The 14,693-nt window shown below is 38.7% G+C and carries 12 protein-coding genes; all 12 read left to right on the top strand.

Translation table 11 applies throughout. The features are described 5' to 3' along the window. Positions 1-47: 47 nt before the first annotated feature. A complete protein-coding gene (locus ACFYKT_RS02500; RefSeq protein ID WP_389214929.1) occupies positions 48-410 on the top strand; it encodes an Asp23/Gls24 family envelope stress response protein in 363 nt (120 codons plus the stop codon). 16 nt (positions 411-426) lie between these two features. Further along, positions 427-2,106 (top strand): DAK2 domain-containing protein, encoded by a 1,680-nt coding sequence (locus ACFYKT_RS02495; RefSeq protein ID WP_389214926.1) that lies wholly within the window; start codon positions 427-429, stop codon positions 2,104-2,106. Positions 2,107-2,507: 401 nt separating this feature from the next. Then, positions 2,508-4,556 (top strand): ATP-dependent DNA helicase RecG, encoded by a 2,049-nt coding sequence (gene recG, locus ACFYKT_RS02490; RefSeq protein WP_389214923.1) that lies wholly within the window; start codon positions 2,508-2,510, stop codon positions 4,554-4,556. A gap of 62 nt (positions 4,557-4,618) precedes the next feature. Next, positions 4,619-5,197, top strand: a complete 579-nt coding sequence (gene fapR, locus ACFYKT_RS02485) for a transcription factor FapR (RefSeq protein WP_389214919.1) — start codon at positions 4,619-4,621, stop codon at positions 5,195-5,197. A gap of 36 nt (positions 5,198-5,233) precedes the next feature. After that, complete coding sequence (gene plsX / locus ACFYKT_RS02480) at positions 5,234-6,226, top strand: phosphate acyltransferase PlsX (protein WP_389214916.1); 993 nt, start codon at positions 5,234-5,236, stop codon at positions 6,224-6,226. A gap of 42 nt (positions 6,227-6,268) precedes the next feature. Then, complete coding sequence (gene fabD, locus ACFYKT_RS02475; protein WP_389214913.1) at positions 6,269-7,216, top strand: ACP S-malonyltransferase; 948 nt, start codon at positions 6,269-6,271, stop codon at positions 7,214-7,216. Then, a complete protein-coding gene (gene fabG, locus ACFYKT_RS02470; protein WP_389214910.1) occupies positions 7,213-7,956 on the top strand; it encodes a 3-oxoacyl-[acyl-carrier-protein] reductase in 744 nt (247 codons plus the stop codon). Before fabD ends, fabG begins: the two co-directional genes overlap by 4 nt. Positions 7,957-8,105: 149 nt before the next feature. Next, the gene (locus ACFYKT_RS02465; RefSeq protein ID WP_389214907.1) at positions 8,106-8,339 is read left to right on the top strand and encodes an acyl carrier protein; all 234 of its coding nucleotides are present in this window, start codon (positions 8,106-8,108) and stop codon (positions 8,337-8,339) included. Positions 8,340-8,571: 232 nt separating this feature from the next. Next, a complete protein-coding gene (gene rnc / locus ACFYKT_RS02460) occupies positions 8,572-9,312 on the top strand; it encodes a ribonuclease III (protein ID WP_389214904.1) in 741 nt (246 codons plus the stop codon). Between the two features lie 52 nt (positions 9,313-9,364). Further along, positions 9,365-12,931: a chromosome segregation protein SMC gene (gene smc / locus ACFYKT_RS02455; RefSeq protein WP_389214902.1), complete on the top strand. Its 3,567-nt coding sequence runs from the start codon at positions 9,365-9,367 to the stop codon at positions 12,929-12,931. Between the two features lie 15 nt (positions 12,932-12,946). Continuing rightward, positions 12,947-13,936: a signal recognition particle-docking protein FtsY gene (ftsY, locus tag ACFYKT_RS02450; RefSeq protein ID WP_389214899.1), complete on the top strand. Its 990-nt coding sequence runs from the start codon at positions 12,947-12,949 to the stop codon at positions 13,934-13,936. A 420-nt stretch (positions 13,937-14,356) separates the two neighbouring features. Beyond that, positions 14,357-14,689, top strand: coding sequence for a putative DNA-binding protein (locus ACFYKT_RS02445; protein WP_389214896.1), 333 nt, complete (start codon positions 14,357-14,359; stop codon positions 14,687-14,689). Positions 14,690-14,693: the final 4 nt, after the last annotated feature.

The following is a 14,693-nucleotide window of genomic DNA, read 5'->3' as shown; positions in this document are numbered from 1 at the left end:
ATGTTTTAATTGATCATAGAACAATTTTTTAAAGGGGGAAAGGAAAAATGTCAATCGAACTTAAAACGAAATTCGGCCAAATTGATATCTCAAATGACGTGATTGCAACACTAGCTGGTGGAGCAGCTGTTGACTGCTATGGTATAGTAGGTATGGCTTCAAAGCATCAAATTAAAGATGGCTTGACCGAAATATTACGTAAAGAGAATTTTACCCGCGGTGTAATTGTTCGCCAAGAGAACGATGAAGTACATATCGATATGTATATAATTGTTAGTTACGGAACGAAAATTTCCGAAATTGCCCATAATGTTCAATCTAAAGTTAAATACACACTTAATCAAACAGTTGGGCTTGCCGTTGAATCGGTGAATATTTATGTCCAGGGAGTTCGTGTTACGAACCCGTAGTGAGGAGGAAAGATTTGTGTCTATAAAAGATTTAGACGGAAAACGTTTTGCTGAGATGGTAGTTCAAGGAGCTAACCATTTATCCGTAAACGCCAAGTTGGTAGATGCACTGAACGTTTTCCCTGTTCCTGATGGTGATACAGGAACAAATATGAATTTATCAATGACTTCTGGTGCAAAAGAAGTAAAAAATAATGTGCAGCTACATATTGGAAAAGTGGGCTCAGCACTTTCAAAAGGCTTGCTGATGGGAGCACGAGGAAATTCAGGTGTTATTTTATCTCAGTTATTTCGTGGATTCTCTAAAGCCATTGAACAAAAAGCAGAAGTGAGCGGCAAAGAGTTTGCTGCAGCACTGCAGCATGGTGTGGAGACGGCATATAAGGCAGTAATGAAGCCAGTTGAAGGGACGATTTTAACCGTAGCAAAAGATGCGGCCAAAAAGGCAGTCCAAATAGCAAAAGATGAAGATGATATCATTGTCATTATGGAAGAAGTATTGAAAGAGGCAAGAGCTTCATTAGACAGGACACCAGATTTACTGCCAGTCCTTAAAGAAGTGGGAGTAGTTGACAGTGGTGGACAAGGTCTTGTTTTCGTTTATGAAGGTTTTCTTGCTGAATTAAAAGGCGAAAAGCTTTCAGACATACCTGTTTCCCTTCCAAAAATGGATGAGCTTGTCAGTGCAGAGCACCATAAAAATGTACATAGTTTCATGAATACAGAAGATATTGAATTTGGCTATTGTACAGAATTCATGGTGAAGTTTGAAGACAAGAAGCTTGCAAATCATCCGTTTACAGAGGAAAATTTTCGCAATGATTTAAGTAAATATGGAGACTCTTTATTAGTTATTGCTGATGAAGAGATTGTTAAAGTACATATTCACTCCGAGCAGCCTGGAGACTGCTTAACATATGGCCAGCGTTATGGAAGCCTGATCAACATGAAGATCGAAAACATGCGTCAGCAGCATTCTAATTTAGTGGATGAAGTCCAAACACCGCTGCCTAAGGCTGAAACAAAATCAAAAGAAAAGAAAGAATACGGGATAGTAACTGTTTCTATGGGAAGTGGAATTGCTGATTTATTCCGCAGCATTGGTGCGCATGCAGTAATTGAGGGCGGCCAGACAATGAATCCAAGCACGGAGGATATTGTTAAAGCGGTGAATGAAGTAAATGCAAAAAAGGTAATTATCCTGCCAAATAATAAAAATATCATCATGGCTGCTCAACAAGCGGCAGATGTTTCGGATCAAGAGGTTATTGTTATTCCTTCTAAAACAGTTCCACAAGGGATGTCAGCCTTACTTGCCTTCAATCCTGGTGGAGATTTACAGCAAAATGAAGAGGGCATGACAGAAGCATTGCAGCATGTAAAAACAGGTCAAGTTACGTTTGCTGTCAGGGATACAAGTATTGATGGCCTTGAAATTGAAAAAGATGATTTCATGGGTATTTCTGAGGGAAAAATTATTGTAAAAAATAAAGATAAAGTACAATTGGCGAAAGATTTATTAGCCCGCATGATTGATGCGGATTCAGAGATCTTAACCATTCTAAAGGGTGAGGATGCTACGGATGAGGATGTAGCTGCCCTTGTAAGCTTTGTTGAAGCAGAATTTGATGAAGTAGAAATTGAAGTTCATGACGGGAAACAACCGTTATACGCCTTCATTTTTGCTATCGAGTAATTTAGAATAATCATTCTTCATTAATTAAAAAGAAGGGGCTACCCTTCTTTTTTGTCTTGAAGTTTTCAAAAGAAATACTTTAAGGGAGGGTATGGCGGATACAGCATTTAGTTCATAACTTTAGGCTATTTTCTAAAAGTTTGTTGTTTTTGAATAAATATTTAAATGGAAACTCCTTACAATAAATGGTTGATTGGAGCGGAAGGTGCGAGACTCCTGCGGGAGGAGTGGGGCAGGTGAGACCCCGCAGGAGCGGATGCTCCGAGGAGGCTCACCGCCCACCCCGCGGAAAGCGAGCACCTGGAGCGGAAATCAACCTCTACCCACTGCGTTTTCATTAGCAACAATATTTGTGAAAATAGCCTTGTTATTTATGGGCTTCTTTGCTCCGCGTAATAACCGTGAATGAAACTATAAATCAATCGATAACTGTCATTAAGGGAATTGGTGGGGAAACAGCTGAGATACTTGCTGAAATGAACATCCGGACAGTCAAAGACTTACTGGAATACTTCCCTTATCGGTATGAAGATTATCGCCTCAAAGATTTAGAAGAAGTGAAACATGATGAAAGAGTAACGGTCTGTGGGCAGGTTCACAGTGAACCTGCTCTTATTTATTATGGAAAAAAGCGTTCAAGATTAACACTTCGAGTACTTGTGGGAAGATATCTGATTCAGGTTGTGTTATTTAACCAGCCTTATGTGAAAAATAAAATAGCCATTAATGAAACGGTGACGGTAACTGGGAAATGGGATCAGCATCGGCAAACAATTACTGCTAATGAAGTACATATTGGTTCTCAGATGAAATCAACAGAGTTTGAGCCTGTATACGCTGTGAAGGGAAAGCTAACTGTTAAAGGCTTAAGGCGATTTATCAACCTTGCTTTTCATCAATTTGGAGAATATATTGAGGAAACATTGCCAAATCGCTTTTTAATAGACTATAAACTTATGAATAGAGTATCGGCTCTTCGTATGATGCATTTTCCAGCAGGTCAGCAAGAACTTAAACAGGCAAGACGAAGAATTGTGTATGAAGAGTTTTTTTATTTTCAATTGAAAATGCAGGCATTAAGGAAGATTGAAAGAGAGCATTCCAAAGGGATTCTGCAATCATATCACCTCGAAAAACTAAATGCATTCCTCGAATCCCTTCCGTTTACGTTAACAAATGCCCAAAAAAGGGTTGTTAATGAAATTCTATCAGATATGAAGTCTCCGTTCAGGATGAATCGGCTTTTACAAGGGGATGTTGGTTCTGGGAAAACGGCTGTCGCAGCAATTGCTTTATATGCAAGTACAACGGCTGGTTATCAAGGAGCATTGATGGTTCCAACAGAGATTTTAGCGGAACAGCATATGGACTCTTTGAAAAATATGCTTGAACCTTTCGAACTTCGCTGTGAGTTATTAACAAGCTCTGTAAAAGGAAAACGCCGGAAGGAAATATTACAATTATTAAAAGCAGGAGAAATTGATATTTTAATCGGAACACATGCTTTAATTCAAGATGAAGTAGTGTTTCATAATCTAGGTCTTGTTATCACAGATGAACAGCATCGTTTCGGAGTGGAGCAGCGACGGGTTTTAAGAGAAAAAGGGGAGAACCCAGATGTGCTATTTATGACAGCCACACCCATTCCTCGTACACTATCAATTACTGTTTTTGGTGAAATGGATGTTTCAATTATTGATGAAATGCCAGCTGGGAGGAAAATAATTGAGACGTATTGGGCAAAGCCGGATATGCTTGATCGTGTACTCTCCTTTGTTGAAAAGGAACTGGCAGCTGGCCATCAAGCCTATGTGATCTGTCCACTCATTGAGGAATCGGATAAACTGGATGTCCAAAATGCGATTGATGTACATAGCACTTTAACTCATTATTTTAATGCTCGCTATCAAGTCGGATTAATGAATGGCAGATTAACAGCTGATGAAAAAGAGGCAGTCATGAAGGCGTTCAGCCTTAACGAAAAGCAAGTCCTCGTTTCAACAACGGTTGTTGAAGTAGGTGTGAATGTTCCGAATGCAACAATGATGGTCATTTATGATGCGGAAAGATTCGGACTTGCCCAACTGCACCAGCTAAGAGGAAGGGTAGGCAGAGGCAGTGAGCAATCCTATTGTATTTTGCTGGCTGATCCAAAGTCTGAAGTTGGGAAAGAGCGGATGAAGATTATGACGGATACAAATGATGGATTTATACTTAGTGAAAAGGATCTAGAGCTTAGAGGTCCAGGAGACTTTTTTGGCAAGAAACAAAGTGGGCTTCCCGAATTTAAAGTAGCAGACATGGTTCATGACTACCGTGCGTTAGAAACGGCTAGAAATGACGCTATTCAACTTGTTCAATTAGAAGAGTTTTGGCATTCTGCTGACTATCTTTCAATAAGAAATTATTTGAAGGAGTCTGGTGTTTTGGAAGGAGAAAAGCTTGATTAAAGCCTTTTTAGATTATATACTACTATTAGTACCTAGTCTTAATATCTCGGACGGTGTGATAAATGAGGAGAAATAAAAAAGAACGACAAGCATTATTAAGCTCAACAATAAAGGAAAATCCTTTTGTCACGGATGAAGAGCTAGCAGAAAAATTTTCAGTTAGTGTGCAAACGATCCGATTGGATCGGCTTGAGTTATCTATTCCTGAATTGCGTGAGCGTATTAAGAATGTGGCAGAAAAAAGCTTTGATGATGAGGTAAAAGCTTTGCCGATAGAGGAAATAATCGGTGAGATTATTGATATCGAACTAGACAATACGGCGATTTCAATATTAGATATTAAAGAAGAACATGTTTTTAGAAGAAATCAGATTGCGCGTGGCCATCATTTATTTGCGCAAGCTAATTCGCTTGCGGTGGCATTAATCAATGATGAGCTTGCACTGACAGCCAAAGCGAATATCCAATTTACGCGCTCTGTCAAACAAAATGAGCGAGTAATTGCGAAAGCAAAAGTAGTCAACATAGATGCAGAAAAAGGAAGAACAAATGTAGAAGTGATCAGCTACGTAAATAATGAGATTGTTTTTAAAGGTGATTTTGATATGTTCCGCTCTGAAGCAGGACGAAAATCTAAATAGTAACCTGCATAATAAATAACAAAGGAAGTATTATTGATGAAAATAGCCATTGATGCAATGGGAGGCGATCATGCTCCTAAAGAAATCGTTCTTGGGGCCATGAAAGCACTAGAAGAATATAAAGATATTCATATTACCCTTGTCGGAGATGAAGTGAAAATAAAAGAATATCTCGCAACGAATGATCGGATTGAAATATTACATACAGATGAAGTGATCTTACCAACGGACGAGCCTGTTAGAGCAGTTCGTCGAAAGAAGACCGCTTCCATGGTTCTTGCAGCACAACTTGTGGCTGATGGAAAGGCAGATGCCTGTATTTCAGCAGGGAATACGGGGGCATTAATGGCAGCAGGTCTTTTTGTTGTCGGTCGAATCGAAGGGATTGAGCGCCCTGCATTATCACCAACTTTACCAACAATTGGCGGGGAAGGATTTCTACTCCTTGATGTTGGTGCAAATGTTGATGCTAAACCGGAACACTTGCTGCAATATGCAATAATGGGTTCTATCTATGCTGAAAAAGTCCGAAATGTATCTAACCCAAGGATTGGCCTTTTAAACATTGGCACAGAAGAGAAAAAAGGGAATGAGCTGGCGAAAAGCAGTTTTGAACTTTTGCAGCAGGCCGATATCAATTTCATCGGCAACGTAGAGGCGCGTGATTTGCTTGAAGGTGTTGCGGATGTAGTCGTAACAGATGGATTTACTGGTAATATGGTTTTAAAAACGATTGAGGGAACAGCCCTTTCTGTTTTTAAAATGTTAAAAACAGCATTGACTGGCAGTTTAAAAAGTAAGCTGGCTGCCGCAGTATTAAAGCCTGACTTAGTTCAATTGAAATCGAAAATGGACTACTCCGAATATGGAGGGGCAGGGCTGTTTGGTTTAAAGGCACCAGTCATTAAAGCACATGGATCTTCTGATGCAAATGCTGTATTTAGTGCTGTTAGGCAGACACGAATGATGGTAGAAAATAATGTGGCACATACGATAAAGCAAGCTGTGGAACTAACAACTAATAAATAAACGGATTAATTATTATTTTTCATATATGAAGGGGGATATGACATGGGGAAAATTGCATTTATATTTCCAGGGCAAGGATCTCAAACAGCAGGAATGGGAAAAACTTTAGCAGAAGCGGATAAATCAGTCATGGCAATTTTTGATAAAGCTGATGAAAAGCTTAATCTTCCGCTTTCAAAGCTCATTTTTGAAGGTCCACAGGAGGAACTAACCTTAACGACAAATGCTCAGCCTGCATTATTAACGACAAGCATAGCTATTTTGGAATTCTTTAAACAATCAGGAATCCAAGCTGATTATGTTGCAGGCCATAGTCTGGGAGAATATACAGCTCTTGTAGCTGCAGGTGCATTTTCTTTCGAGGACGGCGTTTATGCGGTTCGAAAAAGAGGTGAATTGATGGAGGCAGCCGTTCCGAATGGCGAAGGGACGATGGCTGCTGTATTAGGACTTGATCGTGATAAACTAAAAGCCGTCACTGATGAGGTTACAAGCGAAGGAAGCTCTGTGCAGCTAGCAAATTTAAATTGTCCTGGTCAGATCGTCATTTCTGGTTCGAAAAAAGGAATTGAGCTCGCTTCAGTTAGAGCAAAGGAAGCAGGAGCTAAGCGTGTCTTACCTTTAGTCGTAAGCGGCCCATTCCATTCGGAGCTAATGAAGCCTGCTGCTGAAAAGTTTACAGAGGTTCTTAATGAAATCACTGTAAAAGATGCTGGAATTCCAGTTATTGCAAATGTTTCTGCAAATGAAATGTCTTCATCGAATGAAATTAAAGAGAGACTAATCGAGCAGCTCTATTCCCCAGTGCTATGGGAAGATTCTGTCCAAAGAATGATTTCTTTAGGCGTCGATACGTTTATTGAAATTGGTCCAGGCAAAGTTCTATCTGGTTTAGTAAAGAAGATTGATAGAACCGTAAAAATTTACGCTGTTTCTGACAAAGAAACATGTCTAGAGGTTATAGAGTCCTTAAAGGAGGAAATTCAATGAAGCTTAAAGGAAAAGTAAGTATCGTTACTGGTGCTTCACGTGGAATTGGCAGAGAAATTGCTCTGGAGCTAGCAAGGCAGGGTGCTGATGTAGTTGTTAACTATTCAGGCAGTGAGGAAAGAGCGCATAAAGTAGTTGCCGAGATTAAAGAATTAGGCGGTCATGCTATTGCAGTCCAATGTGATGTTTCCAATAGTGAATCTGTTGCTGCGATGGTGAAAGCAACAATAGAAACTTTTGGTAAGCTTGACATTCTAGTTAATAATGCTGGAATAACAAAAGACAATCTTTTAATGAGAATGAAGGAAGAAGAATGGGATGATGTTATTAACATCAATCTTAAGGGTGTCTTCCTTTGCACAAAGGCAGTTACAAGACAAATGATGAAACAGCGTAGTGGACGTATTATTAATATTTCATCCATTGTTGGTGTAAGCGGAAATCCAGGTCAAGCAAACTATGTTGCTGCCAAATCAGGTGTGATTGGACTGACAAAAACAACAGCTAAGGAACTTTCGTCACGTGGAATTACTGTAAATGCCATTGCACCTGGTTTTATTACAACAGATATGACTGATAAGCTAGATGAGGAAGTTAAAGAGCAAATGTTAAAGCAAATTCCATTGGCACGTTTTGGTGAGCCATCAGACATTGCTAATGTTGTTGTGTTCCTTGCTTCTGAAGACAGTCGTTATATGACTGGGCAGACGCTACATGTAGATGGTGGAATGGTCATGTAAGTACTGACAGGGATGTTGGAAAGGCAGATTTGAGATAAACGGCGACTGCCGATTGCCTTTCATCCAGACTTGTTGAATAAAAATTCACTATGGAGCATTTATTAATTGCGGAAAATACTCTATAATGTCTTGAGGGGAGGTGAATAAGCATGGCAGAAGTATTAGAACGCGTAACTAAGATTATTGTAGACCGTCTAGGTGTTGAAGAATCAGAGGTAAAACTAGAAGCTTCATTCAAAGATGATCTTGGCGCTGATTCCCTTGATGTAGTAGAGTTAGTAATGGAATTAGAAGATGAGTTTGATATGGAAATCTCTGATGATGACGCAGAAAAGATTGGAACAGTTGGTGACGCTGTAAGTTACATACAGGCGAAACAATAATCTATGAGATTATATTAAACAAAACTTTAGCAGTGAGGGTTTAAATAGCCCTTACTGCACATGATGATCTTCGTATTTTCTGTCCATTATTACCTGGCTCTTACATTAGCAGGTAATTGTGGACAGCAAATACGGTATTCTTAAAAGCTCCGTTTAAAACGGGGCTTTATTCTGTGAAAACGGGAATACCTATTGGTATACGTTAACTTATAACTAACAAGGGTGAAACAATATGAACAGTAATGGTAAAGACAAGGAAAAAAGATATTTTCGTTCAATAGATAAGCAATTTAAAAAATTTCAAAATCATCTCGGTATTGAATTTCAAAATGAAAAGCTGCTTAAACAGGCATTCACACATTCTTCCTATGTTAATGAACATCGCAGGAAGCCAAATGAAGATAATGAACGATTAGAGTTCCTAGGAGATGCAGTCTTAGAATTAACTGTTTCACATTTTTTATTTCTTAAATATCCGATGATGAGTGAAGGAGAACTAACGAAATTAAGAGCCGCAGTTGTTTGTGAGCCTTCTTTAGTAGCTTTTGCGCATGATTTATCCTTTGGGGAGCTTGTTCTTCTAGGCAAAGGGGAGGAAATGACTGGCGGAAGAGAGAGACCAGCATTACTTGCTGATGTATTTGAAGCATTTATTGGTGCTCTTTATTTGGACAAGGGACTGGATACGGTCATTGGCTTTTTAGAAAAGGTTGTTTTTCCTAAAATTGATTCAGGGGCGTTTTCCCATGTGATGGATTTTAAAAGCCAGCTTCAAGAATTAATCCAGCGCGACGGAACCGGTTTAATTGAATATAAAATTCTGGAAGAAAAAGGTCCTGCCCATAATCGGGAATTTATTTCAAGGGTATCTATGAACGGCAAGGAATTAGGTATTGGAAAAGGACGTTCGAAGAAAGAAGCAGAGCAGCATGCTGCCCAGATGGCTCTTGATGTATTAAAAAGCCATAGTTAGAAGTAAATGATAGATTATAAAAGATATGTTTGTAGGCTAGGGAGGGGCAGCTTTGTTTTTAAAACGGTTAGATGTTGTTGGATTTAAATCGTTTGCTGAGAGAATTATGGTTGATTTCGTACCTGGTGTTACTGCTGTTGTTGGCCCAAATGGCAGTGGGAAAAGTAACATCACTGATGCTATTCGCTGGGTGCTTGGTGAACAATCCGCTAAGTCTCTACGAGGCGTAAAAATGGAAGATATCATTTTTTCTGGGAGCGATTCACGGAGAGCATTAAACTTTGCAGAGGTGACGCTTACTTTAGATAATGAGAATCAACGTTTGCCAATTGATTATAATGAAGTCAGTGTAACGCGACGTGTATATAGATCAGGGGAAAGTGAATTTTTAATTAATAAACAATCTTGCAGGCTAAAAGACATCGTAGATTTGTTCATGGATTCTGGCTTAGGCAGGGAAGCTTTTTCGATTATTAGCCAAGGAAGAGTGGAAGAAATTCTAAATAGCAAGGCTGAAGATCGGAGAACCATTTTCGAAGAGGCTGCGGGTGTACTTAAATATAAAATAAGGAAAAAGAAAGCTGAAGGCAAATTGGCTGAAACGCAAGAAAACTTAAACCGTGTTAATGACATTGTTTACGAATTAGAGAGTCAAGTAGAGCCATTAAAAATTCAAGCTTCCATTGCGAAGGACTATTTAGAGCATAAAGAAGAATTGGAAAAGATCGAAGTGGCATTAACTGTTTATGAGATTGAAGATTTGCATTCGAAATGGGAAAAGCTTTCAGAAGATCTTGAACTTCATAAACAAAATGAACTAAAGCACTCTTCCACCTTACAGGGCAAGGAAGCTAAGAGTGTAGAAATACGCGACCATGCCGCAGCAATGGAAGAGTCGATCAATGATTTACAAAATGTTTTGCTTCATGCTAGTGAAGAACTTGAAAAACTTGAGGGAAGAAAAGAAGTTTTAAAGGAAAGAAAGAAAAATGCTTCACAGAATAGAGAACAGCTTCAAAAAAGCCTTGTAGAACATACTGGAAAAGATCGGGAATTGACTGCGGAGAAAGAAAATCAATCCGTAAATTTAGCGCAATTAGAATTGATTGCTGCCAGATTGCAAAAGGAATTAAAGGAAAAACAGGATCAGTTAAAACTGTTTAGTGAAAATACTGAACAGAAACTAGAATCGCTTAAAAGTGATTATATTGAAACATTGAATAAACAAGCGGCCGCAAAAAATGAATTGCAAAATATGGAACAGCAAGAAAATCAATTGAGAATAAGGACTTCAAGACTAGAACAAGATAATGAAAGTTTTATTGAAAATCGAAAAGGAATTCTTGAGAAGAAAGAAACTACTCAATCTCTTCTTTTAACAGTACAAAAAGAATTAGATAATCAAGTAAAGCAATTAAGGGATGAGCAGAGAAAACTTGAATCGATAAAAGATAATTATTTGAAACAAGAGAAGACGCTTTATCAAGCCTACCAATATTTGCAAAAGACAAAGTCCAGACAAGAAATGCTAGTAGAACTTCAAGATGATTTTTCAGGCTTTTTTCAAGGCGTTAAAGAGGTCTTGAAAGCTCGAGGAACTAAGCTTCAAGGGATTGAAGGGGCTGTCGCTGAATTAATCCAAGTTCCTAAAGAATTTGAGGCTGCGATCGAAACGGCATTAGGTGGAGCGATGCAGCACATTATTGTTGAAACAGAGCAAGATGGACGTCATGCAATTCAATTCTTGAAAAAGAATGCATTTGGTAGAGCGACGTTCCTTCCACTTAATGTGATAAAGGCGAAAAGCCTAAGTGCTAGCCAGGTTCAGTCGATTCAACATCATCCGGCATTTATTGGCATTGCAGCAAAATTAATTCAAACAGAATCTAAATATAGTGAATCAATGAGCCACTTACTGGGAAATGTAGTCATCGCTAAAGATTTACAGGGTGCGAATGAAATGGCTAAGCTGCTGCAATACCGTGTGCGTTTGGTTACTCTTGATGGAGATGTTGTAAACCCAGGTGGTTCAATGACTGGGGGAGCACTCAAGCAGAAAGCAACATCCATTTTAAGCAGAAAAGGTGAAATTGAAGAATTAAAGGCTAGAATCTCTGATATGGAGACAAAAATTAGCAGCTTGGAAAAACAAGTGAAAATGGCTAAAGCCGACATTCAAATTCTTGAAGAAAAAATTGATAAGCTAAGAAAAACTGGAGAAGAGCTTAGATTAAAAGAGCAAGATTTGAAGGGTGATCTTCGTGAAGTGGAATTTGAAGAAAAAAGCCTCAACGAAAGACTATCACTTTATGATCTCGATAAATCGCAATTTTCCGAGGATCAGGAAAAACTGCTGATAAGAAAAGCTGAGCTTCACTCCTTGCTAGCAGATTTTGAGAAACAGATTACGATCTATGATAATGAAATTAATATGCTGACCGATCGGAAAAACATGCAGCAAACATCGAAAGAAATCCTCACAACAGAAATAAACGAGCTGAAAGTCACTTTTGCATCGAAAAATGAACAATTTAATCATGCGAAAGATAAATTTAATGCACTTACTGCTGAATTGGCTGTTAATAAAGAAAAACTGATTGTGATTCAAGAAGATCTAAATTTATTGTCTTCAGAAATGACAAATAGTCATTCAGGTGAACAGCAGCTTGAAGAGGCTGCAAGCAAAAAGCTTCAGGATAAAACAGAGACAATTAAGCTAATCTCTTCAAGAAGAGCAGAGCGGATGAAACTGCAAACAGCACTTGAAGATCTAGATCTAGAAATAAAAGAGCTTAAGCGTCAGCATAAAGGTATGACAGAGGCATTGAAGGATGAAGAGGTAAAGCTAAATCGACTGGATGTCGAGCTTGAGAATCGTTTAAATCATCTAAGAGAAGAGTATTTACTGTCATTTGATGCAGCGAAGGAAGAATATCCGTTGATGATTCCAGTGGATGAAGCGAAGAAGAAAGTGAAACTTATCAAACTTGCAATTGAGGAGTTAGGAAATGTCAATCTCGGTGCAATTGAAGAATATGATCGAGTATCTGAACGTTATGAATTTCTTCTAGAGCAGAAAAATGATCTTCAGGAAGCGAAAGATACACTGTTTCAGGTTATTGATGAAATGGATATTGAAATGAAAAAACGTTTCCAAGAGACATTTGAAGGGATACGCAGCCATTTTGAGTCTGTTTTTCGTTCTCTTTTTGGTGGTGGCAGAGCTGACTTGAAATTAACTAATCCTGAGGATTTATTGAATACCGGTGTAGAAATTGTTGCACAGCCACCAGGGAAAAAGCTTCAAAGTCTTGGGCTATTATCTGGCGGTGAAAGGGCTTTAACAGCTATTGCTTTATTATTCTCTATTTTAAAAGTCCGTCCAGTCCCATTTTGTATATTAGATGAAGTGGAAGCGGCTTTAGATGAAGCGAATGTATCCCGCTTTAGTCAGTATTTAAAGAGATTTAGTTCTGAAACGCAATTTATTGTTATTACTCACCGGAAGGGTACAATGGAAGAAGCTGACGTTTTATATGGGGTAACAATGCAGGAATCAGGTGTATCTAAACTAGTATCTGTCCGGTTAGAGGAAACGAAAGAATTAGTTACACAATAAAAAGGAAGTGAAATTATGAGCTTTTTTAAAAAATTAAAGGAAAAAATAACGAAGCAAACAGAAAGTGTAACAGAAAAATTTAAAGATGGTTTAGCAAAAACGCGTGATAACTTTTCAGGTAAAGTAAATGACCTTGTTGCACGATATCGGAAAGTAGATGAAGATTTCTTCGAAGAATTGGAGGAAATTCTCATTCAGGCTGATGTCGGGTTTGATACGGTGATGACACTTGTCGAAGAACTTAAAATGGAAGTGAAGCGCAAGAATATTCAGGATCCAAGAGAAGTTCAAAGTGTTATTTCTGAAAAGCTTATTGATATTTATGAAGCAGGTGGGGATGTATCCTCAGAACTAAATATTCAAACGGATACATTAACTGTCATCTTATTTGTTGGTGTGAACGGTGTAGGAAAAACAACAACAATAGGAAAACTTGCACATAAATTTAAAAATGAGGGAAAATCGGTCTTATTGGCAGCAGGAGATACATTCCGTGCTGGGGCCATTGAACAGCTTGAGGTATGGGGAGAAAGAGTCGGTGTTGAAGTAATTAAGCAGGGAGCTGGATCTGATCCTGCTGCTGTTATGTTTGATGCGGTACAAGCGGCAAAATCCCGAAAAGCAGATATTCTAATTTGCGATACTGCTGGACGATTACAAAACAAAGTGAACTTAATGAAAGAACTAGAAAAAGTCAAACGCGTGATTGAACGTGAAGTACCAGGAGCACCACATGAGGTGTTGTTGGTTCTCGATGCAACAACAGGACAAAACGCAATGATTCAAGCAAAGACTTTTAAAGAAGCAACAGATGTGAGCGGAATTGTCTTAACAAAGCTCGATGGAACGGCAAAAGGCGGAATTGTACTGGCGATCCGAAATGAGTTGGAAATTCCAGTGAAGTTTGTAGGCCTTGGCGAAAAAATGGATGACCTACAAGAATTCAATGCCGAACAATATGTATATGGTTTATTTGCAGATTTAGTTGAAGAAGAGGCAGAGTAAGCCCCAAGCATACAAAAAGCAGCTGGAACATATATCCGGCTGCTTTTGTATGCTTGTCGGAGCTGACCAGTCGCCTGCGCTTTTTTGTAAGGTTCTTTGCGAAAAGATTGTATTTATTGAATAAGTGGTGTGAATGAAAATTGTTTAAAAAAAGTTGGTTGATTGGAGCGGAATGTGCGAGACTCCTGCGGGAGGAGTGGGACAGGTGAGATCCCACAGGAGCGGATGCTCCGAGGAGACTCACCGCCCACCCCGCGGAAAGCGAGCACCTGGAGCGGAAATCAACCTCTCCCAACTACGTACTGATTAAAAACAATGTTTATGAAACAACCTTTTGTAAAGATAATTTCTTGACATGTTTGTTTGTTCTCGGTAGAATTGGTAATGTAAAGGCTTTTCACTTAACAAGGGGGAACAGGGATGTTAGAAAAGACAACGAGAATGAATTTTCTTTATGATTTTTATCAATCGTTGTTGACTCCTAAGCAGCGAAGCTATATGTCCCTTTATTACCTGGATGATTTTTCACTTGGAGAGATTGCGGAAGAATATGATGTTAGTCGGCAAGCAGTATACGACAATATCAAACGTACGGAAACAATGCTTGAAGAGTATGAAGACAAACTGTTATTATTTCAAAAGTTTCAAGAGCGAAGCAAGCTCATTGTTAGCATGAAGGAAATGCTTAAAGAGGATTATCCTAATAGTAAAGCAATTATTGATGCAGTAGCTGAGCTTGAGAAATTAGAATAGGAGG

Source organism: Cytobacillus mangrovibacter, assembly GCF_042865275.1.
Taxonomy (GTDB): Bacteria; Bacillota; Bacilli; order Bacillales; family Cytobacillaceae; genus Cytobacillus; species Cytobacillus mangrovibacter.
This window is presented reverse-complemented; position numbering and strand designations above follow the sequence as displayed.

Bases quoted from the DNA above. Each gene is read 5' to 3' on its own strand.
- ftsY (WP_389214899.1), top strand. From the start codon at position 12,947: ATGAGCTTTTTTAAAAAATTAAAGGAAAAAATAACGAAGCAAACAGAA.
- plsX (WP_389214916.1), top strand. From the start codon at position 5,234: ATGAAAATAGCCATTGATGCAATGGGAGGCGATCATGCTCCTAAAGAA.
- ACFYKT_RS02465 (WP_389214907.1), top strand. From the start codon at position 8,106: ATGGCAGAAGTATTAGAACGCGTAACTAAGATTATTGTAGACCGTCTA.
- rnc (WP_389214904.1), top strand. From the start codon at position 8,572: ATGAACAGTAATGGTAAAGACAAGGAAAAAAGATATTTTCGTTCAATA.
- ACFYKT_RS02500 (WP_389214929.1), top strand. From the start codon at position 48: ATGTCAATCGAACTTAAAACGAAATTCGGCCAAATTGATATCTCAAAT.
- fapR (WP_389214919.1), top strand. From the start codon at position 4,619: ATGAGGAGAAATAAAAAAGAACGACAAGCATTATTAAGCTCAACAATA.
- fabD (WP_389214913.1), top strand. From the start codon at position 6,269: ATGGGGAAAATTGCATTTATATTTCCAGGGCAAGGATCTCAAACAGCA.
- fabG (WP_389214910.1), top strand. From the start codon at position 7,213: ATGAAGCTTAAAGGAAAAGTAAGTATCGTTACTGGTGCTTCACGTGGA.
- ACFYKT_RS02445 (WP_389214896.1), top strand. From the start codon at position 14,357: ATGTTAGAAAAGACAACGAGAATGAATTTTCTTTATGATTTTTATCAA.